The sequence below is a fragment of the Acidimicrobiales bacterium genome, from assembly GCA_033344915.1.
In the GTDB taxonomy this organism is placed as follows: Bacteria; Actinomycetota; Acidimicrobiia; order Acidimicrobiales; family Aldehydirespiratoraceae; genus JAJRXC01.
The window spans coordinates 3165712-3184070 of record JAWPML010000001.1 but is presented as its reverse complement, the minus strand read 5'-3'; the positions used below and the strand labels follow the sequence as shown (position 1 = coordinate 3184070).

General features: G+C 69.5%; 18 protein-coding genes and 1 tRNA gene. 10 read left to right on the top strand and 9 right to left on the bottom strand.

The window, feature by feature from the left end:
* Positions 1–8: 8 nt before the first annotated feature.
* Entirely contained in the window at positions 9–215 is a 207-nt protein-coding gene (locus tag R8F63_15235) for a hypothetical protein (GenBank protein MDW3219966.1), read from the bottom strand.
* 79 nt (positions 216–294) lie between these two features.
* Positions 295–1611 (bottom strand): PspC domain-containing protein, encoded by a 1317-nt coding sequence (locus R8F63_15230; protein ID MDW3219965.1) that lies wholly within the window; start codon positions 1609–1611, stop codon positions 295–297.
* 129 nt (positions 1612–1740) lie between these two features.
* On the opposite strand from R8F63_15230, the gene R8F63_15225 reads away from it, so the two are divergent.
* Positions 1741–2943 (top strand): PspC domain-containing protein, encoded by a 1203-nt coding sequence (locus R8F63_15225; GenBank protein ID MDW3219964.1) that lies wholly within the window; start codon positions 1741–1743, stop codon positions 2941–2943.
* 2 nt (positions 2944–2945) lie between these two features.
* Positions 2946–3602 (top strand): response regulator transcription factor, encoded by a 657-nt coding sequence (locus R8F63_15220; GenBank protein ID MDW3219963.1) that lies wholly within the window; start codon positions 2946–2948, stop codon positions 3600–3602.
* On the opposite strand, the gene R8F63_15215 is transcribed toward R8F63_15220, so the two are convergent.
* The 3 genes from R8F63_15215 to R8F63_15205 form a co-directional block, all read right to left on the bottom strand.
* Entirely contained in the window at positions 3568–4617 is a 1050-nt protein-coding gene (locus R8F63_15215; protein ID MDW3219962.1) for a Gfo/Idh/MocA family oxidoreductase, read from the bottom strand. The genes R8F63_15220 and R8F63_15215 overlap by 35 nt on opposite strands.
* Positions 4614–5918, bottom strand: a complete 1305-nt coding sequence (locus tag R8F63_15210) for a DUF2254 domain-containing protein (protein MDW3219961.1) — start codon at positions 5916–5918, stop codon at positions 4614–4616. Before R8F63_15210 ends, R8F63_15215 begins: the two co-directional genes overlap by 4 nt.
* Before the next feature lie 17 nt (positions 5919–5935).
* Positions 5936–6007: transfer RNA gene (locus R8F63_15205), tRNA-Arg, on the bottom strand.
* A gap of 81 nt (positions 6008–6088) precedes the next feature.
* On the opposite strand from R8F63_15205, the gene R8F63_15200 reads away from it, so the two are divergent.
* Positions 6089–6877 (top strand): SDR family NAD(P)-dependent oxidoreductase, encoded by a 789-nt coding sequence (locus R8F63_15200; GenBank protein ID MDW3219960.1) that lies wholly within the window; start codon positions 6089–6091, stop codon positions 6875–6877.
* A gap of 91 nt (positions 6878–6968) precedes the next feature.
* On the opposite strand, the gene R8F63_15195 is transcribed toward R8F63_15200, so the two are convergent.
* Positions 6969–7640, bottom strand: a complete 672-nt coding sequence (locus R8F63_15195) for a response regulator transcription factor (protein ID MDW3219959.1) — start codon at positions 7638–7640, stop codon at positions 6969–6971.
* Positions 7641–7926: 286 nt separating this feature from the next.
* On the opposite strand from R8F63_15195, the gene R8F63_15190 reads away from it, so the two are divergent.
* The gene (locus R8F63_15190) at positions 7927–9789 is read left to right on the top strand and encodes a PAS domain S-box protein (protein ID MDW3219958.1); all 1863 of its coding nucleotides are present in this window, start codon (positions 7927–7929) and stop codon (positions 9787–9789) included.
* Positions 9790–9808: 19 nt separating this feature from the next.
* Here R8F63_15190 and R8F63_15185 read toward each other — a convergent pair whose 3' ends face one another.
* Positions 9809–10603 (bottom strand): enoyl-CoA hydratase-related protein, encoded by a 795-nt coding sequence (locus tag R8F63_15185; GenBank protein ID MDW3219957.1) that lies wholly within the window; start codon positions 10601–10603, stop codon positions 9809–9811.
* Positions 10604–10633: 30 nt separating this feature from the next.
* On the opposite strand from R8F63_15185, the gene R8F63_15180 reads away from it, so the two are divergent.
* The gene (locus tag R8F63_15180; protein ID MDW3219956.1) at positions 10634–11065 is read left to right on the top strand and encodes an OsmC family protein; all 432 of its coding nucleotides are present in this window, start codon (positions 10634–10636) and stop codon (positions 11063–11065) included.
* 72 nt (positions 11066–11137) lie between these two features.
* On the opposite strand, the gene mscL is transcribed toward R8F63_15180, so the two are convergent.
* Positions 11138–11500, bottom strand: a complete 363-nt coding sequence (gene mscL, locus R8F63_15175; protein ID MDW3219955.1) for a large conductance mechanosensitive channel protein MscL — start codon at positions 11498–11500, stop codon at positions 11138–11140.
* A gap of 176 nt (positions 11501–11676) precedes the next feature.
* Here mscL and acs point away from each other — a divergent pair, with 176 nt between their 5' ends.
* The 3 genes from acs to R8F63_15160 all read left to right on the top strand — a co-directional run bounded on the left by acs (position 11677) and on the right by R8F63_15160 (position 15090).
* Positions 11677–13668, top strand: a complete 1992-nt coding sequence (gene acs, locus R8F63_15170; GenBank protein ID MDW3219954.1) for an acetate--CoA ligase — start codon at positions 11677–11679, stop codon at positions 13666–13668.
* The gene (locus R8F63_15165; GenBank protein MDW3219953.1) at positions 13665–14165 is read left to right on the top strand and encodes a hypothetical protein; all 501 of its coding nucleotides are present in this window, start codon (positions 13665–13667) and stop codon (positions 14163–14165) included. The genes acs and R8F63_15165 overlap by 4 nt, the downstream gene beginning before the upstream one ends.
* Before the next feature lie 79 nt (positions 14166–14244).
* Positions 14245–15090: a zinc metalloprotease HtpX gene (locus tag R8F63_15160; GenBank protein MDW3219952.1), complete on the top strand. Its 846-nt coding sequence runs from the start codon at positions 14245–14247 to the stop codon at positions 15088–15090.
* Between the two features lie 3 nt (positions 15091–15093).
* Here the strand turns inward: R8F63_15160 and R8F63_15155 are convergent, their stop codons facing one another.
* Complete coding sequence (locus R8F63_15155; protein MDW3219951.1) at positions 15094–15582, bottom strand: YajQ family cyclic di-GMP-binding protein; 489 nt, start codon at positions 15580–15582, stop codon at positions 15094–15096.
* Positions 15583–15649: 67 nt separating this feature from the next.
* On the opposite strand from R8F63_15155, the gene R8F63_15150 reads away from it, so the two are divergent.
* Positions 15650–17458, top strand: a complete 1809-nt coding sequence (locus R8F63_15150; protein ID MDW3219950.1) for a glycosyltransferase family 2 protein — start codon at positions 15650–15652, stop codon at positions 17456–17458.
* A 111-nt stretch (positions 17459–17569) separates the two neighbouring features.
* Positions 17570–18331 carry a GntR family transcriptional regulator gene (locus tag R8F63_15145; protein ID MDW3219949.1) on the top strand — a complete coding sequence of 254 codons (762 nt, stop codon included), beginning with the start codon at positions 17570–17572 and terminating at the stop codon, positions 18329–18331.
* The last annotated feature ends 28 nt before the right edge of the window (positions 18332–18359 follow it).

Genomic DNA, 18359 nt, shown 5'->3' with positions numbered 1-18359 from the left:
GGGGTTGGTCATCCCGGAGGTGGGGGTTGGGAGTCCTGGACGTAGCGGGCGACCACGAGGCCGGCGAGCAGCAGGGCGATGACCATGACGCCGGCGCCGGCGAAGGCGGTGACGTCGACGTCGTCCCACTGCTGGTCGGCGAAGATCGCCAGGCCGGCGAGCCCGAACAGCAGTCCGGTGACGAGGGCGACAGGGTCGAGGGGATGGCGTTCCATCAGAGCTCCCGGGAGGTGACGTCGAACACGATGGCGAGCACGAGTCCGACAAGGCAGAAGGGTAGGAGGGGGAGGGCGATCAGGGGCACGGCACGTCTCCTGATCCGCAGACGACGACCTCGGCTTCGCCGATGCCGATGTCCACGTCGAGGACGAGCGTGCCGCCCGTGGGATCACCGACGACCCGGTCCAGTTCGGTGTCGATGCCGTCGTCGTTCAGGCGGAGATCGCCGTCGCGGACGATGACGGATCCCATGCGACCGTCGAGGTCGATCTCGACCTCCATGGTCTCGGGCACGAAGACCTTCAGCTCGCCGATGGTGAGGCCGACGGCGAGGTCGTGGGTCCCGCCCTCCAGGTCGAGGTCCGAGAGATCGACGTGGAACTGGCCGATGCCGAAGCGGTACTCGTCCTGGAGCTCCTCGACCGCATCGACGGTGACCAACTCCTCGCCGACGCCGTCCCACCAGGTCAGATCGATGGCGGCGACGGCCCATGCGGCGGGCAGGATGAAGACGCCCAACCAGATGAGGCCGCGGGCCCGGCCCAGCACCGCCGACACGACGAGCACCGTGCCGATGATCATCAGGCAGATGGCGAGGAACGAGGCGGGTTCCGTGTCCCACCAGCCGACCTCGTCGGCGAGCACCGTCAGCCCCGCGAACGCGAGGAGCGTGGCGATCGCGAGCGGGCCGAGGAACGGACGCGGTCGCGGGGGCCGGGGGCGGCGTGGGCGCGGTGGTGGGGGACCGGCGGTGTCGGTCGGTGACGCGTCGTCGGGCTGCACGCCACGTCGATAGCCGTGTCGCCACTGGCGACGGCTGTCCCGCCAGGCCTGACGCTCGCGCCGCCACTCGCCGCGCATGGCCTCGCGTTCGCGGCGCCAGTCGGCGTCGGGATGGGCCCAGGAGTCGTGGAACCGGGGGCCGTCGGCCGGCCACACGAGCAGGGCGATGCCCGCGGCGAGGACCAAGAGGGGCAGGAACAGGCCGCCGTCGAACGGCGACCAGAAGAGTGACCCGGAGAAGATGAGGATCCCGAGGACGACCAAAACCAGGGCGACGATCGACCGTCCGCCGGGCCGGTCACCCCCGCGCAGGGCGTTGAGGGCGGCACTCTCGTCCTCGGTGGCGTCGGGCATCACCAGCCACGCGATGAGGTAGATGCCGATCCCGCTGCCCCCGAGCAGGGCGAGGGCGAAGAAGCCCAGCCGCACGATGATGGGGTCGATCGCGAAGTACTCCGCGATCCCGCCGGACACGCCCGAGATCATGCGATCGTCGCGGCTGCGGCGCAGCCGTCGGGGCGGCCCGGTGGGACCCGCGGACGGAGGAGGAAGGGGGATCTCCTCGGTCGGATCCGGGGGAGGCGGATCCTGGTCGGTCGGGTCGTTCATGGCTCCACCATGGCGTCCCGCCCGCCGTCCGCCCATCGGGGTCAACCCTGATTCGACCCTGAGGACTCGGGGGCGGCTCCGGGTGCGGCCCCGAGCCATTTCCCGTCGCTTCGTGCGAGCATGGAGGGCGTGAACGACACGGCCACTCCCGATCCGGCGACGCCCGCCGACGCGACGCGCGTCAGCCAGATCCCGGCCCGTTCGACGAACGACCGGGTCGTCGGCGGCGTGTGCGCCGGGTTGGCGCGCGCGGTCCACGTCGACCCGCAGGTCATGCGCATCGCGGCCGTGGTCCTGGGCGTCACCGGGGTCGGCGCGCCGCTCTACCTGCTGGCGATGCTCGTCATGCCAGAGGGCGCCACCGCGGTCGCCGCGGAGGAGGCACCGGAGGTCCGCCGCGGCGTGGGGCTCGCCCTGATCGTGGTCGGGGTGGTGCTCGTCCAGGACGCGCTCGGTCTCGGCCTGCCGCCGGTCGTCGCGTGGCCCGTGCTCAACGTCGGCCTCGCGGTCGGTGGCGTGGTCTGGTACGTCCGTCCGAACTTCGACTCGACCCGCTCCGAAGCCTTGCGGGTCGCGGCTGGGATCATCGTCGTCGGGCTCGGGATCACGGCATTGATCGCCGGCGACCTCTCGTTCGATGTCGTGCGCTCAAGCCTGCTCGCGACCGTGCTCGTACTGTCCGGCGCGGCCCTGATCGTCGGCCCGTGGATCACCGGCCTGATGAGAGAACGCACCGACGAGCGGCGCCGTCGCCTGCACGCCGATGCCCGCGCCGACATGGCCGCACACCTCCACGACTCGGTGCTCCAGACCTTCGCGCTCATCCAGCGCACCGACGACCCCAAGGTGATCGCCCAACTGGCGCGCCAACAGGAGCGGGAGCTCCGCCGCTGGCTCTACGCCGATTCCGACGATCCCGCCGCCACGACCTTCCGCAACTCGGTCGAACGGATGACGGGTGTGGTCGAGGACCGCTTCGACATCGCCGTCGAGACGGTCGTCGTCGGTGACATTCCGATGGACACGGCGCTCGAGGCGCTCGTCGGGGCCATGGGCGAGGCGGCCACCAACGCGGCGAAGTGGAGCGGACAGGACCGCGTGTCGGTCTACGCCGAGGTCGATGACGACGGCGTGCGCGTCTTCGTCCGGGACACCGGCGCCGGGTTCGATCCGGACGCGGTGGCCGAGGACCGGCTCGGCGTGCGGGAGTCGATCGTCGGACGGATGGAGCGCGTCGGCGGTACCGCCGCGATCAGCTCCTCACCGGGTGCGGGCACGGAGGTCGAGCTGTTCGCTCCGGCCGTCGGCGCGCCCCGCAGGGATACGGTCTGACCATGCCCGTCGCCCCGCCCCGTGTCGTGCTCGTCGACGACCATCAGATGTTTCGCAGCGGCGTCCGGTCCGAGTTGGGCGAGCGGGTGACCGTCGTGGCCGAGGCCGACGACGTCGCGGACGCCGTCGCCGTGATCGAGCAGTGGTCGCCCGACGTGGTGCTGCTCGACGTGCACCTGCCGTCCGGCACCGGTCGGGAGGTGATCGAGGCCGTCGACGCTGCGGGCGTCGACACGTCCTTCCTCGCCCTCTCCGTGTCCGACGCCGCCGAGGACGTGATCGACGTCGTCCGGGCCGGCGCGCGGGGATACGTGACGAAGTCGATCTCCGCCGACGATCTCGTCGACGCGATCATCCGGGTGAGCGAGGGTGACGCCGTCTTCTCGCCCCGGCTGGCGGGCTTCGTGCTCGATGCCTTCGCCGGCGCGGCGCCCGCGCCCGCGGTGGAGGCGGCCGACGACGATCTCGACCAGCTCACGAAGCGCGAGAAGGAAGTGCTGCGCCATCTGGCGCGGGGCTACACCTACAAGGAGATCGCTGCGCAGCTCACGATCTCGGTGAAGACGGTCGAGACCCACGCGTCGGCTGTCCTGCGCAAGCTCCAGTTGTCCAACCGCAACGAACTCAGCCGGTGGGCGGCCGCTCGTCGGATCTGGTGACGCGCACGTCGACCGGTGCGCCACCGGCCGCCGCGCTCCGGTAGGCCGCGTCGGCGAGCACGTGGGCCCGCACGGCCACCGCGAAGTCGGGGTGGGCGGCCTGTCCGGTCTGCACGGCGTGCACGAAGTCGGCGTCGGGATTGCCGTCGACGCCGTCGATCGGCCGGATCGCGTCGACGAGGTCGTGGCCGTCGAGCACGAGGTCCTCGTCGTCGCTCGTCTGGCGGCGGACGGGCCCGAACCAGTCGCCGTCGACGGCGAAGTGGCCGGTGCGACAGAACACCTCCACCGATCGTTGGCTGGGGCGGCTGTCGATGTCGTGCCAGGTCGAACTGAGCACCGCCTGTGCGCCCTCGGCGGTGCGCAGGATCACGCTCGCCTGGTCCTCGATGCCGTCGATGTCGTGGGCGAACGCGGTGACGGCGTTGACGGACACGACGTCGCCGAGGATCCACTCGATCAGATCGAGGTCGTGGATGGAGTGCTCCAGCAGCGCGCCCGAGCCCGCGAGCGCGGGGTCGCCACGCCAGGTCGACGCGTACATGCCCCGCGTGGGCAGGTACTGGTCGTCGCGGAACACCATGCTCATCGGTGCGCCGTGCCGGCCCGAATGCACCTGCTCCCGCAGCCATCGAAACGCCGGGGACGAGCGCAACACGAGCCCGACCTGGTTGACGACGCCCGCGGCGCGGACCCTCGCCGCCATGGCCTGCGCGGCCGCGAGATCGACGCCGAGGGGCTTCTCGCAGAACACGGGGAGCCCGGCGTCCACGACGGCGTCCACGACTTCGGGGTGGGCGGCGGTCCAGGTGGTGACGTAGACCGCGTCGACCGCGTCGATGAGTTCGTCGACCGACGCCACGGCGCGCGCCGCCTGCGCGTCGGCGAACCGGCGGCGCCGGGCGTCGTCGACGTCGAACACCGCCGTGATCTCGGCATCGGGGACAGGCGCCAGTCCGGCCGCGTGAAACCCGGCGATGAGCCCGCAGCCGACGAAGCCGACACGAACGGTCATGACTGCGGATCCGCGATGGCGTCGAGACGTTCGCGGTCCTGGGGGGAGAACTGCGTCCGGTCTGCCGTGGACCTGACGAGCTCGACCATCTCGACCAACGGCTCGGTCGGCCCGGGGAGATCGCGGCGCTCGACCTCCGCGACGAGTTGGGTGAGGGCGCGGACGAGCGTCTCGATGACCACCGGGTCCGCCGCGCCGTAGCGCCGGATGGGGTCGAAGGCGAGGTGGAGGTACTCCGCGTGCGTCACCGGCGTCACGATCACGGTGCGGTCCTCCGCGCGATGGTGGCTCGGCTCGGGCGGGAGCTCCCACAGGCGCAGGAGGATGACGTTGAGGTGCGCCACCATGTCCGCCGCCGTGTTGGGGTCGTTGACGCCGGGGGAGAGGGCGCGCACGGCGATGTCGGTCAGCCGCAGGATGCCGTAGGCCGCGTCCTGCTGCATCGTGCGGGTGTCCCCGATGGCGAACGCGTCCCGGATGCCGTGCTCGCACTCCGCGGTGTCGGCGGTAGTCCACACGAGCGGGGCGTCGGGGAGCACATAGTCGCCGAGGGGCGCCGCGATCCACGACGTCGCACCGCTCGGCATGGCCTCGAGCAGGGCGTCGATGTCGACCTGCTGCACCCACCCCGCCTGCGGGGTGGTGACGGGTTCGGCGTGATCCGGGAACGCGGTGTCGGCTGGGACGACGGGACTGCGAGCGTCGCCCTCGCCGCCGGCGACGCTGCTTCGCTGTTGGATGGTCGACAGTGTGGCCGCCATGATGCGCTGGCCCACCCGCCCGACCCGCAGGCTGTCGGCGAGGTGGTCGACGGATTTCACGACGAGGATCAACGACACGATCCCGAGTGCGACGGCCACGAGCACACCGACGTGGGGGACGAGCTCGGTGGGCGGTGTGTCGGCGGTGCCCTCCGACAGACGCCGGGTGTCGCGCAGGACGAGCAGGCAGAAGACCGAGGTGCCGAGGACCACGCCGACCGTGATCTGCAGCGTCTTGTCCCCGATCCAGTTGCGCAGGGTCCGCGGCGAGTACTGGGTGCTCGCGAGTTGCACCGCGACGAGCATCAGCGACAGGAGGAGGGTGACCGATGTGAGAAGTCCGCCGGCGATGGTCGCGAGGAGCACGCGGCCGCTCTGCACGGTGGTCTGCATCGCCGTGGGGAGCGACTGCGCCAGGTCGGATGTGTCGATCGCCCGGACGAGCAGGGACAGGATCGCGCCGAGCCCGACGAACAACATCGGAATGGCGAAGAACCGGTTGAGAACCTGATCGGTGAGTTGTCGGAGACGTACCTGCACGGCGTGGTCCTTCCTCGCGCCCCCGGGAAGAATCGAACTTCCGCTCACGGTTTAGGAAACCGATGCTCTATCCACTGAGCTACGGGGGCCGGGTGGTCGAGCGTAGTGTGCCCGAAGGCAGCGACGACCCCGTGGTTCGCCCGGGCGCGACAGGGCTAGGGTCGGCGCCCATGATCGACTTTCCCGACCAGTACGGGCCGTGGGCCGTTGTCACCGGCGCCGCCCAGGGTGTGGGGCTCGCCTTCGTCGAGGAACTCCACGAACGGGGCCTGGGCGTCGTGATGGTCGACCGCAACGACGCCGTCGTCGACGTGGCCGCCGGGCTCGACGGCGACACCCGAACGCTCGTCGTCGACGTCACGGATCCCGGCTGGATCGAGGCGTTGTCAGCGGTCGTCGGCGACCTGGAGATCGGGCTCGCGGTGGCGAACGCGGGCGTGAGCTTCGTCAAGCACTTCCTCGACATGACCGCCGAGGAACGGCGCCTCACCCTTGGCGTGAACGCCGGTGCGGTCACCGAACTCGCCGCCTGGTCCCTCCCCCCGATGGTGGCGCGCGGACGCGGCGGGTTCATGGTGACGAGTAGTGGCTCCGCCCTCGCCGGCGTCGGTGGCGTCGGGCTCTACAGCGCGACGAAAGCGTTCACCGTGAACCTCGTCGAGGCGATCGGCTGGGAGATCCGTGACTCCGGCGTGCACACGCAGGCCGTGGTCGCGCCGAGCATGGAGACACCCGCGTTCGTCGGGCACAACCCGGATCTCGACGCGATGTTCGCGCCGATGGTGGATCCCCGCGATGTCGTGCGCGGCGCGCTCGACGTCCTGCCGAAGGGCGGCCGTCACCTCGCCGACGAGGGACTCGAGTTCGCCGCGCAGGTACCCCGTGCCGAGCGGGTCGACATGATGAGCCAGGCGACCACCGCCATGTATCCCCACATCTTCGGCTCCCCCTCCTCCTAGCCGAAGTGGCGTAGCCCGCACCCACGTTCCCGGCGATGCACACGCCAGTTCCGGGTGGTTTTTCCTGGAGGGGGGTGGAGGGGTACGGGGGTCAGCCGCCGCGGTCGGCGAGGGCTTCGGTCGAGCGCTTGGCCGCGAGCTGGGTGGCGAAGACGGCCGCTTCGGTGCGGGTGTCCATGCCGAGCTTCTTGAGCATGGTCGACACGTAGTTCTTCACCGTCTTCTCGGAGAGGTGCAGCCGGTCGCCGATCTGGCGATTGGTCAGACCCTCGGCGACGAGCTCGAGCAGGCTTCGCTCGCGGTCGTTGAGTTCGGCCAGGCGTTCCTCGTCGTCGGACTGGCCGGCACGCAAGCGGTCGAACATGCGGTCGGTGAGCCGGGGGTCGACCAGCGACTGACCGGCATGGACGCCGCGCACGGACTTGATGAGTTCGTCCGAGCCGACCCGCTTGAGGACATAGCCGGAGGCGCCGGCGTTGATCGCCGCGAACAGCGTGTCGTCGTCCGAGAACGACGTGAGCACGAGAATGCTGACGTTCGGTGCGTGCTGGCCGAGCGCCTCGCAGACCTCGACGCCGTTCCCGTCGGGGAGCACGACGTCCACGAGCGCCACATCCGGCTTCAGCTCGACGATGCCCTTCACGCCCTCCGTCACGGTGCCGGCTTCGCCGACCACGTCGAAGTCCGGCTCCGCCGCCAGGATGTCCCGGAGGCCCCGACGCACCATCTCATGGTCGTCGAGCAGAAAGATCGTGATGGTCATCGCTGGTTCGTCCCTCTCACCGGTGTCACCTCCGAGGAGGATCCACAGCTTCACGTTGGGGACCCTGTCGGCCTTCGCGCCGGGCTCTCAAGCGTCCACCACGCTCCGTGAGGTGGCGGGCGCGAATTGGGGACACCGGTCATCGGTCGTATGGGCCGAAAGACCTGGTGGCGCCGGCGAATCGCTCGGGAATTCGGCGGATCTGCGCCGAAACACTGAGATCGCGGCGGTATGGGCCGATTGGGTCACAGGAACGGCGCGCGCCGTCTCATCGGTGGGAGTTGGAGTGACCGAGGTCATCGCGACAGGACGAACTGGGGCAGGACCGTCATCGACGGTTCCGGCCGCGCTCGCCGCCGCGACCCTCGCCCAGGCGACCGAGTTCCAGACCCTGGTCGACGTGGACGACAACCTGATCTGGGTCTCGGAGTCCGTCCGCTCCGTTCTCGGCTACGCGCCCTCCGAGTACCTGAATGCGGCGGGCTGGTCGCTCATCCACCCCGAGGACGTCGAGCGTTGTCAGCAGATCGGCGCCGAGCTGCGGATGGAGCCGGGCGGCAGCCGCCGGATCCAGTTCCGGGCGCGCCACGCGGACGGCACGTGGCGTTGGGTCGAGCGGATGTCGACGAACCTGCTCGACGAGCCCGGCGTCGGCGGTGTGCTGTCGACGATGCGCGACGTCACCAGCCGGGTGATGGCGAAGCGGCGCCTCGGTCAGTCGGAACGGCGCCTGCGGTCGATCGTCTCGAGTGCCGGCGACATCATCGCGATCCTCGACGAGGGTGGTTCGATCGACTACATCACGCCGACGGTCGCGACGCTGCTCGAACGGTCGACCACGGTGATGCAGGAGAACTGGATCTCCTTCATCCACACCGACGATCTGGACACGATGCGAGCGCTGTTCGTCGCGGCGTTGGAGGACCCGGGCGTCACCATGGGACCCGTCGATCTCCGCCTGCTCCGCGCCGACGGCGAGTGGGTCGTCGTCGAAGCCCTGTTCACCGATTATCGCTCGGACCCGATCGTGCGCGGGATCGTGCTCAACGCCCGCGATGTGACCGCCCGTCGCGCGGTGGAAGCCGAGAAGGCGGCGAACCAGTCCATCTTCAACACGCTGGTGGAGATGGCGCCCATCGGTATCTTCCTCGCCGATGCGGAGAATCGCTGGCGCTACGTCAACGCCCGCATCGCCAACGAGCTGGGCGTCGATCCGTCCGAGCTGCTCGACACCGGATGGATGGACCGCTTCGACGCCGCCGACGTCGTCCGGGTTCGCAGCGAGCTCGCGATGTGGGACGGTTCGGCTCCGCTCGTGACCGAGTTGCGCACCCGCACCAGCCCCGATGCCCGCGAGCTGCGGCTCACGATGAGCCGTTCCGGTACCGCCGCGAACGCCTACGGCATCGTCGGCACCCTCGAGGACGTGACCGACCGTCGCGCGGTCGATGGCATGTTGGTCGAGGGCGCCGCGCTCGGCTCGGTCGCCGGGGTCGTCGGCAGCGCCGCGCACGATCTCCACAATCTGCTCTCCTCGATCGGGATGCAGCTCGGCCTCATGGATCAGGAGACGGAGGAGGCGGACCGCGTACGGGCGGCGGAGGAGGCCGTTGATCGCGCCTGCAACATCGCCGAGGATCTGATGGCGATGAGCCGTCCCAGTCGGGGCCGTGTCCAGCCGCTCGAGGTCGGGCCGCTCGTCGCCGAGCTCACCAACATGCTTCGGGTGCTCGTCGACCATCAGGCCGACCTGTCGTTCGAGGATCGCACCGACGGTCTCATGGCCGCCGCGGACCGCTCCGGCATCGAACGCATCGTCACCAACCTCGTGGTCAACGCCCGCGATGCCGTGGAGCCCCGCGGCAAGATCCGCATCGAGGTGACCACTGTCGTCCTCGACGAGGACGACGCGACCGAGAACGGTTCGGCCGGCGATCACATCGCGATCAACGTGATCGACAACGGCTGCGGCATTCCCGCCCCGTTCCTCGACCGTGTGTTCGAGCCGCACTTCACGACGAAGGAGGACGGCAACGGGATCGGTCTCGCCGCGAGTCGACGCAATGTACGGGCCTGGGGTGGGGATCTCCGATTCACGACCGAAGAGGGCCGGGGCACGACGTTCACCGTGCTGCTGCCGGTGATGTAGGCGGCACCGTCCGGCCCGCTCAGCGGCCCTTCCAGTCGGGATCACGCTTCTCCGCCCAGGCGCGGCCGCCCTCGGCGGAGTCCTCGCTCTGGCTCACCACGCGGCGCATCGCCTCACCCATCCGCACGGCATCGGTCCAGGGCAGCTCCGTTCCCCGGTGGGCCATCTCGTTGGTCGCGCGGACCGCGAGCGGCGCTCCCTGGCAGAGACGGTCGGCCAGCCGGCGGGCCTCGTCCATGAGGGCCTCGTGCTCGTGGACCCGCCACGCGAGTCCGATCCGCTGGGCGTGGTCCGCGTCGATCGGATCGCCGGTCAGGAGCAACTCGAGCGCGTCGGGCATCGCCACGTGCTTCGGCAGTCGGAGGGCCCCGACGATCGTGGCGACGCCGATCGTCACCTCCGGGTAGGCGAACGTCGCCCGGTCGCTCGCGAGCACGAAGTCACAGGCCAGCACCGCGGTCAACCCGTAGCCGATGCACGGGCCGTTGACCGCGGCGATGGTGGGCTTCCACACCTCCATGCCGCTCTCGAACGTCGTGATGGTCGGCCACTCCCAGAACGAGCCCGGCCAGGTGCCGGTCGAGCCTTTCCCGTCGCGCAGATCCGCGCCCGCACAGAACGTGCGGCCGGTGCCGGTGACGATCCCGACCCATGCGTCCTCGTCCTCGCGAAACCGCGTCCACGCTTCGTCGAGGGCTTCGCGCATGGCGCCGTTCACCGCGTTCATGGCCTCCGGACGGTTGTAGGTGATCGTCGCGACGTGACCGACCCGTTCGTACGTCGCTGCCGGTTCGCCATTCGCGTTGGTGCCCATGGGCCTGCAGCTTTCCCTACGCTGCGCCGCATGGCCACAATCACCGCTGATCTCACCTCGGGCTTCGCCGTCGAACTACGCGCCGGCGACCACGTCTGGCACGCCGACGAGCCCACCGACCTCGGGGGGTCCGACACGGGACCCAACCCCTACGAGCTGCTGATCTCGGCGGTGGCGGCGTGCACGGCGATCACCATCTCGATGTACTGCCGGCGAAAGGGCTGGGAGCTCGACTCGGTGTCGGCCCGGTACGAGATCGACAAGGTCCACGCGGATGACTGCGGGGACTGCGACGACGACGAGACCGGCTACATCGACCGGGTCCGCAGCGAGATCTTCATCGAGGGGTCCTTCGACGACGAGCAACGGGAACGACTCGCCGGCATCGCCCAGCGGTGCCCCGTCCACAAGACGATCGATCACGGCGTGACCTTCACCACCGAGACGATCTTCGTCGGCTGAGCGCGACAGCGACGGCCCCGAAGGGCCGCCGCGTCACGAAGATGGGACGGGACTCTGACCCCGCCGTCTCAACTAGCGGTTGGCGAGGGAGTCGCGGATCTCGGTGAGGAGGTCCACTTCGCTGGGGCCGCTGTCGGCCTCTTCCTCGGCGGCCTTGGTGGCGTTGTACGCCTTGAGCACCATGAAGACGGCGGCGGCCACGAACAGGAAGCTCACGATCGCGGTGATGACGCTGCCGTAGAAGATCGGCGTGTCGCTGATGTCGAACGTGAGGCTGTCGAAGTTCGGCTCGCCCACGATCGCGGCGACGATCTGCATGAGCACGCCGTCGACGAAGGCGTCGACGATCGGCTTGAACGCCAGGCCCATGACCAATGCCACGGCCAGTTCGACGATGTTGCCCTTGTTGATGAATTCCTTGAATTCTTGAATCACGTGGTTCTCCCTCTCGAGGGCCACAGAGTCGTGACCCGCCAACGACTCCCGACGTCCCAACCTCGCCGAAAGTCGCGCCGATCGTAGTGCTCGTGTGATGAACGGCGCTCAGAAGGCCGCACGCGACCGCGCTGGGTAATGTCACCAGTCCAGCGACCAGCAGGGGAGCAGCGACGATGGCTGACGGTTCGATCGAGATCTACGAGAGCGAGGATCGGCGGTTCCCGCCGTCACCGGAGTTCGTCGCCGGGGCCAACGCCGGCGACGGGTCGCTGTACGACGAGGCGGACGCCGACTTCGAGGCGTTCTGGGCCCGCCAGGCCCGCGAGCTGCTGACCTGGTCCAAGGACTTCGACACCGTGCTCGAATGGGACCTGCCGTTCGCCACGTGGTTCGTGGGCGGCGAGCTCAACCTCTCGGAGAACTGTCTCGACCGGCATGTGGCGGCCGGGCTCGGCGACAAGGTCGCGTTCCACTGGGAGGGTGAGCCGGGCGACACGCTGACGCTCACCTATGCCGACCTGCTCACCGAGGTGCAGAAGTTCGCCAACGTCCTCAAGGGCTTCGGTCTGGAGCGGGGCGATCGTGTCGCGATCTACATGCCCATGGTGATCGAGCTGCCGATCGCCATGCTTGCCTGCACCCGCATCGGCGTGGCCCACTCGGTGATCTTCGGCGGGTTCTCGCCGGACGCGATCACCGACCGCTGCGAGGACGCCGAGGCCAAGCTCGTGATCACGGCGGACGCCGGCTACCGGCGGGGCGAACCATCCGCGTTGAAGCCGAACGTCGACGCCGCGCTCGCCGCCGGCGCGCCGTCGGTCGAGAACGTGGTCGTCGTCAACCGTTGCGACACCGCGCCGGTGATGGTCGCCGGCCGGGATCACTGGTGGCACGACCTCATGGCCGACGCCCCGGCGGACTGCCCGGCCGAGCCGATGGACGCCGAGCAGCTCCTCTACATCCTCTACACGTCGGGCACCACGGCGAAGCCGAAGGGGATCATGCACACGACGGGTGGCTATCTCACCCAGGTGGCGTTCACTCACAAGTACGTCTTCGATCTGAAGCCGGAGACCGATGTCTACTGGTGCGCGGCCGACATCGGCTGGGTCACCGGCCACAGCTACATCGTCTACGGCCCGCTCGCGAACGGCTGCACGTCCGTGATGTACGAGGGCACGCCCGACACGCCGCGTCCCGAGGAGCGCGAGGGTGACCGAGCCGGATGGAGGAAGGACCGACTCTGGGACATCATCGAGCGCTACGGCGTGACCCAGCTCTACACGGCTCCGACGGCCATCCGCACGTTCATGAAGTGGGGGCCCCAGTGGGCGGAGGGTCACGACCTCTCGAGCCTGCGGGTGCTCGGCACCGTCGGCGAGCCGATCAACCCCGAGGCGTGGATGTGGTACCACGAGCACATCGGGGGCGGAACGTGTCCGATCGTCGACACGTGGTGGCAGACGGAGACGGGTGGACACATGATCTCCCCGCTGCCGGGCGTGACCACGACCAAGCCGGGGTCCGCCACCCAGCCGATCCCCGGGGTCTTCGCCGAGGTCGTCGACGATGCCGGTGAGCCGGTGACCGAAGGCGGCGGCTATCTCACCATCACCCGACCGTGGCCGGGGATGTTGCGGGGCATCTGGGGCGACCCGGACCGCTACCGCGAGACGTACTGGTCGACCTACGAGGGCCGCTACTTCGCGGGCGACGGCGCCCGACTCGATGCCGACGGCTATCTGTGGTTGCTCGGGCGGGTGGACGACGTGATGAACGTCTCCGGCCATCGCATCTCCACCGCGGAAGTCGAGTCGGCGCTGGTCGACCACGAGGCGGTCGCGGAAGCCGCCGTCGTCGGCGCGACGGACGATGTCACCGGCCAGGCGATCGTCGGCTACGTCATCCTCGTCGGCACGGCCGACGCCAGCGACGAACTGGGGGAGGAGGTGCGCCAGCACGTCGCCAAGAAGCTCGGGCCGACGGCGCGACCGAAGGCCGTGTTCATCGTTCCGGATCTCCCGAAGACCCGGTCGGGGAAGATCATGCGCCGCCTGTTGCGTGATGTCGCCGACGGACGCGATCTCGGCGACACGACCACGCTGGCCGACCCGGGGGTCGTGGCCGCCATCGCCGAAGGTGCCGCGGCCAGCGACGAGGAGTGACCGACTGGCCCGCCCACTGGCGGTGGCGCGTCGAACCGGGGTTCGATCGCCCGGTCGCGATCTTCGACATGGACGGTGTGCTCTCCGACGCATCCCACCGCCAGCAGTACCTGCGGGAGGATCCGCCGAACTGGGCGATGTTCAACTCCCGGGCCGGGAAGGATGCCGCGCTCGCCGACGGCCTGGCGGACCTGCGCGCTACCGCGGTCGACCATCAGGTCGTCGTCGTGACCGCCCGACCCGCCGTGACCATCGACATGACCGAACAGTGGCTCGCGGAACGGGATCTCCCGGTCGAACTGCTCGTCCTGCGCGCCGACGGCGACGAGCGCCATTCGCCGGCGGTCAAGGCGGACGTGCTCGCCGCCCTCCTCGCGGCGGGGGCTGACATCCGGCTCGCGGTCGAGGACCATCCCGGCATCGTCGAGATGTACGAACGAGCCGGCGTGCCCGTGCGCTACGTCCACTCGGGGTACTACGACGTCGGCGAGGTGTGACGTTCGCGAAACCGTGTCTTGACGGGGAATTTCGGTGCCCCCCTCTACCGTTGAACCACCCAGGAGGTATTCGACCCAGATGGTCAACACAGCCAAGACATTCACCCTGCTCGCCGCCCTCGGTGGCCTGATCATCGTCGGTGGTGGCGCGCTCGGCGGCAGCGGTGGACTCGTGATCGGGCTGGTCATCGCGCTCGTGATGGTCGGTGGCTCGTACTGGTTCTCGGACAAGCTCGCCATCAAGTCGGCGAAGGCCCAGCCGGTCACCCGCGAGCAGATGCCGCAGTACCACCAGATCATGGAGGAGCTGACCACGCAGGCCGGCATGCCGATGCCGAAGCTCTACGTGTCGCCCAACCCCCAGCCCAACGCGTTCGCCACGGGCCGCAACCCGAACAACGCAGCCGTGGCCGTCACCGTCGGTCTGCTCGACGCCATGAGCTGGGACGAGGTGCGCGGGGTGCTCGCCCACGAGCTGGCCCACATCCGCAACCGGGACATCCTCATCGGCTCGGTCGCCGCCGCCATCGGCATGGCGATCACGTTCGCGGCCCGCATCGCGATGTGGGGGGCGATGTTCAGCGGACGGGGCGGGCGCGATCGCAACCCGATCGGCGAGCTGGCGTTCGCGATCCTCGCGCCGATCGCGGCGATGCTCATCCAGGCCGCGGTGAGCCGCAGTCGCGAGTTCCAGGCCGACGAGTCGGCGGCCAAGTTGATCGGCACCGGCGAGCCACTGGCGCGGGCCCTCGAGAAGCTCGACGCCTACGCCCACCAGATCCCGGTCAACATCGACCCGAACCAGGCGAGCCACTACATCATCAACCCGCTGAGCGCCCAGGCCCGCGGCCGAGGCGGCGTGTCCAAGTGGTTCAGCACCCACCCGCCGACCGAACAGCGCATCGCCCGCCTGCGGGCGTTGTGAACCTCAGTCGCGGAAGTTGGTGAACTGGAGGGGGAGACCGAAGTCCTCCTCCTTCAGCGCGGCGATGACATCCTGCAGATGATCGCGCTTCTTGCCGGACACGCGTAGCTGGTCGCCCTGGGTCGAGGACTGCACGCCCTTGAGTCCGAGCGCCTTGATGAACTTGTTCAGCTCCTTCGCCTTCTCCTGGTTGATGCCCGCCTGGAGTGTGGCCGTCTGGCGGACGGTGCCGCCGGACGCGTTCTCGACCGTGCCGTAGTCCAGCACCTTGAGGCTGACCTTGCGGCGGACGAGCTTCTCCTCGAGGACCTGGCGAAGAGCGGCCAGCCGGTCCTCGGAGAGCGACGCCATGTCGATCACGCCGTCGCCCATCGCCACGGACGAGTTGGTGTTCTTGAAGTCGAATCGCTGACTGACTTCACGGGCGGCTTGGTCGACGGCGTTGCGCACTTCCTGCTCGTCGACTTCGGAGACAACATCGAACGTCGGCATGAGCGGAACGTACCAAAGCGGCGCGGGCGAGGCTCAAGACGCACCGCCCGGTGCCGACGCGGAAGCCATGACTCTCCTTCGGATCTCCGCGATCGTGACCGGGGTCGTCTATCTCGCGTGGCGGCTCCTGTTCACGTCCGATGGCGCGAATCCCGTCATGTTCTTCCTGCTGCTGGCGGCGGAGGCGTTCGGTTTCGTCCGTCTCCACATGGAGATGTCGCTGCTCGGCGAGCCCCGCCCCGACGACCGCTCGCCCGAGAAGTCGATGGCGCCGGACGCCGACGTGATCGTGATCGTCACCGACGAACCCGCGAGCGAGGTGCGCGCCGCGGTGCTCTCCGCCCGACTCATCCAGGGCTACACCAATCTGCGCATCGTCGACCGTGACGATCGTCCCGACGTCGCCGCCCTCGCCACCCGCCTCGGTCTCACCCGCATCGTCGGCGGGTTCGGCGCCGATCTGGGTGAGCTGATCGATCGGGCGATGGAGGAGTGCACGTCGCTCTACTCGCTCGTGATGCCCGCGGATCTCGTCGTGATGCCCGACATCCTCGAGGTCTCCGCCGTGGCCTTCGACGATCCCGAGGTCGGGGTCGTGGTCAGCCGCGTCCAGAACACGAATGCGGCAACGGCGATCGACTACGGCGGCTACGGCGAGCACCGTCGCCGCGACGAGCTCATGGTCGCGAAGCTCTCCGACGAGGGAGCCCTGCCCTGGTGGCCGGGCATGGCCGTCGTGCGGCGAAGCGCCATCCGCGAGATCGGCGGCATGAGCCGCGGCCGCGAGGGCGTGACCATGTCGACCGGCGTCCGCCTCCAGGCGGCCGGCTGGCGCATCGTCGACGTGCCGGTGCAGGTCGCCCGGCGACTCGCCCCCTGGAACGACGACCGACACCTCCACCGCTGGGCGCGCGATCTGCACGAACGGCTCACCGTGCTCGTGGACCGGGATGCGCCGCGGCGCAACGAGCACGCCACGCGGCTCAGCCGCCGGGTTCTGCGGGCCGCCGACCTCCACGTCGGACGGAGCATCCAGCGGCTGGTACTGATCGGCCTGCTCTTCGCGGTGTTGTACACGTCCTCGTTGCCGCTCGTGGCCGACCCCGCGCCGCTCGTGCTGCTGTGGGGTGCCTGGCAGGTGTCGTCGTTGCTGTACCGCCGCGCCGCACAGGAATCCATCGGCTTCCAGGCGTGGATGAGCAACGACCTGCGCCTGCTGACCACCGATCTCGCCGTGGCGCGCCGGGCTCTCCCCGACAAGCCACTCGGCTCCGAGCTCGTGGACCGCGCGCCGGGTGCTCGCGCCCGGCAGGCCTTCCTCGGCACCCTGCAGGTCTCGCTCGCGGTGACGCTGTTGGTGTTCGGAATGGGCATCCTGCGTCCCTCGCACGGCGACTTCGCCACGCTCGCGGCACTCGGCCTCGGGACCTGGCTGTGGGTGATGGCGCTCCAGGCCCGATCAGCGCTGAAGCTTCGTCAGCTCCGTCAGAACTTCCGCACGTTCGACGAGCTCACGGTGTTGGCCAGCGACGGACGCATGGGCGTGATCGGTGTGTCCCCGTTCGGCATCGACGTCGTGTCCGCCAAGCCGCTGAGGGTCGGCGACAACGTCCGAATCGCGTTCGCGCTGCCGCAGGTCGACGGATCCGTCATCCGGTTCGACTGTCCGACGGCCGTGCGTCGCTCGTCACGCGACGGGAACCACCATGTCGCCTACCTCCGGTTCGCCCACCTGAGCGATGCCGAGGTCGACCAGATCACCGAGTACTGCTCGGTTGTCGCCGGGGTCCACGAGCTGCGCGACGTGAAGCCCGGCGACCAGCCCACACCGATGCCGCTGGCCGAGGTCGTGGTACAGCCCCGGGCGGCGGGCTGAGTCCCGGGGAGCTCCCACGAGAGCGGCCGGCCTCGGGCGAATTGTCCGGACATCAGGTGATGCGTTGATTCGGATGTACTGTGGAAGGCACCCACGACTCGGGAGCCCGCCATGACGCCGCAACCGCTCGACCGCGAGAGCCCGCTGCCGCTCTGGGCCCAGCTCGAAGCCGAGCTCCGCCGCCGGCTCGACACCGGCGAGTTCGACGATGGCCCGTTTCCCACCGATCTCGAACTGACCGAGGTCTACGGCGTCAGCCGCCACACCGTGCGCGAGGCGATCCGGCACCTCAACAAGATGGGGGTGCTGCGGCGCGAGCGGGGCAAGGGGACCGTGGTCAACCGCTCGGAGTTCGAGCAGTCGCTCGGCACCCTCTACAGCCTGTTCCAGTCCGTCGAGTCGACGGGCGTCAGCCAGACCAGCGAGGTCCTCGCGCTCGAGGCCGTCACCGACGCGGCGGCCGCCGGGCATCTCGGCCTCGCGGAGGATGCCCCCTTGGTCTTCCTCGAGCGGCTGCGGCTCGCCGGCGACGATCCGCTCGCCCTCGACCGGGCGTGGTTGCCCGCCTCGATCGCCGAACCCCTTCTGCATGTGGACTGGAGCCACACGGCGCTCTACGCGGAGCTGGCCGCCATCGGCGCGCCGGTGCCGAATCAGGGCTGGGAGCGGTTGACGCCGACCGTCCCGACGGCCACGGACCGGGGGCCGCTCGGGCTCGCGGCGGGTGACGCCGTGTTCTTCCTCGAGCGCCTCGGGAGCCGCGACGGCACGCCGATCGAATGGCGGACCACCCTGATCCGCGGCGACCGGTTCCGCTTCGTCACCGACTGGTCGACCGGCGCGGTCGCCCAGCTGCGCCCCTCCGCGGCCTGACCCGGCGCGGTCATCGGGCGGCAGGGGT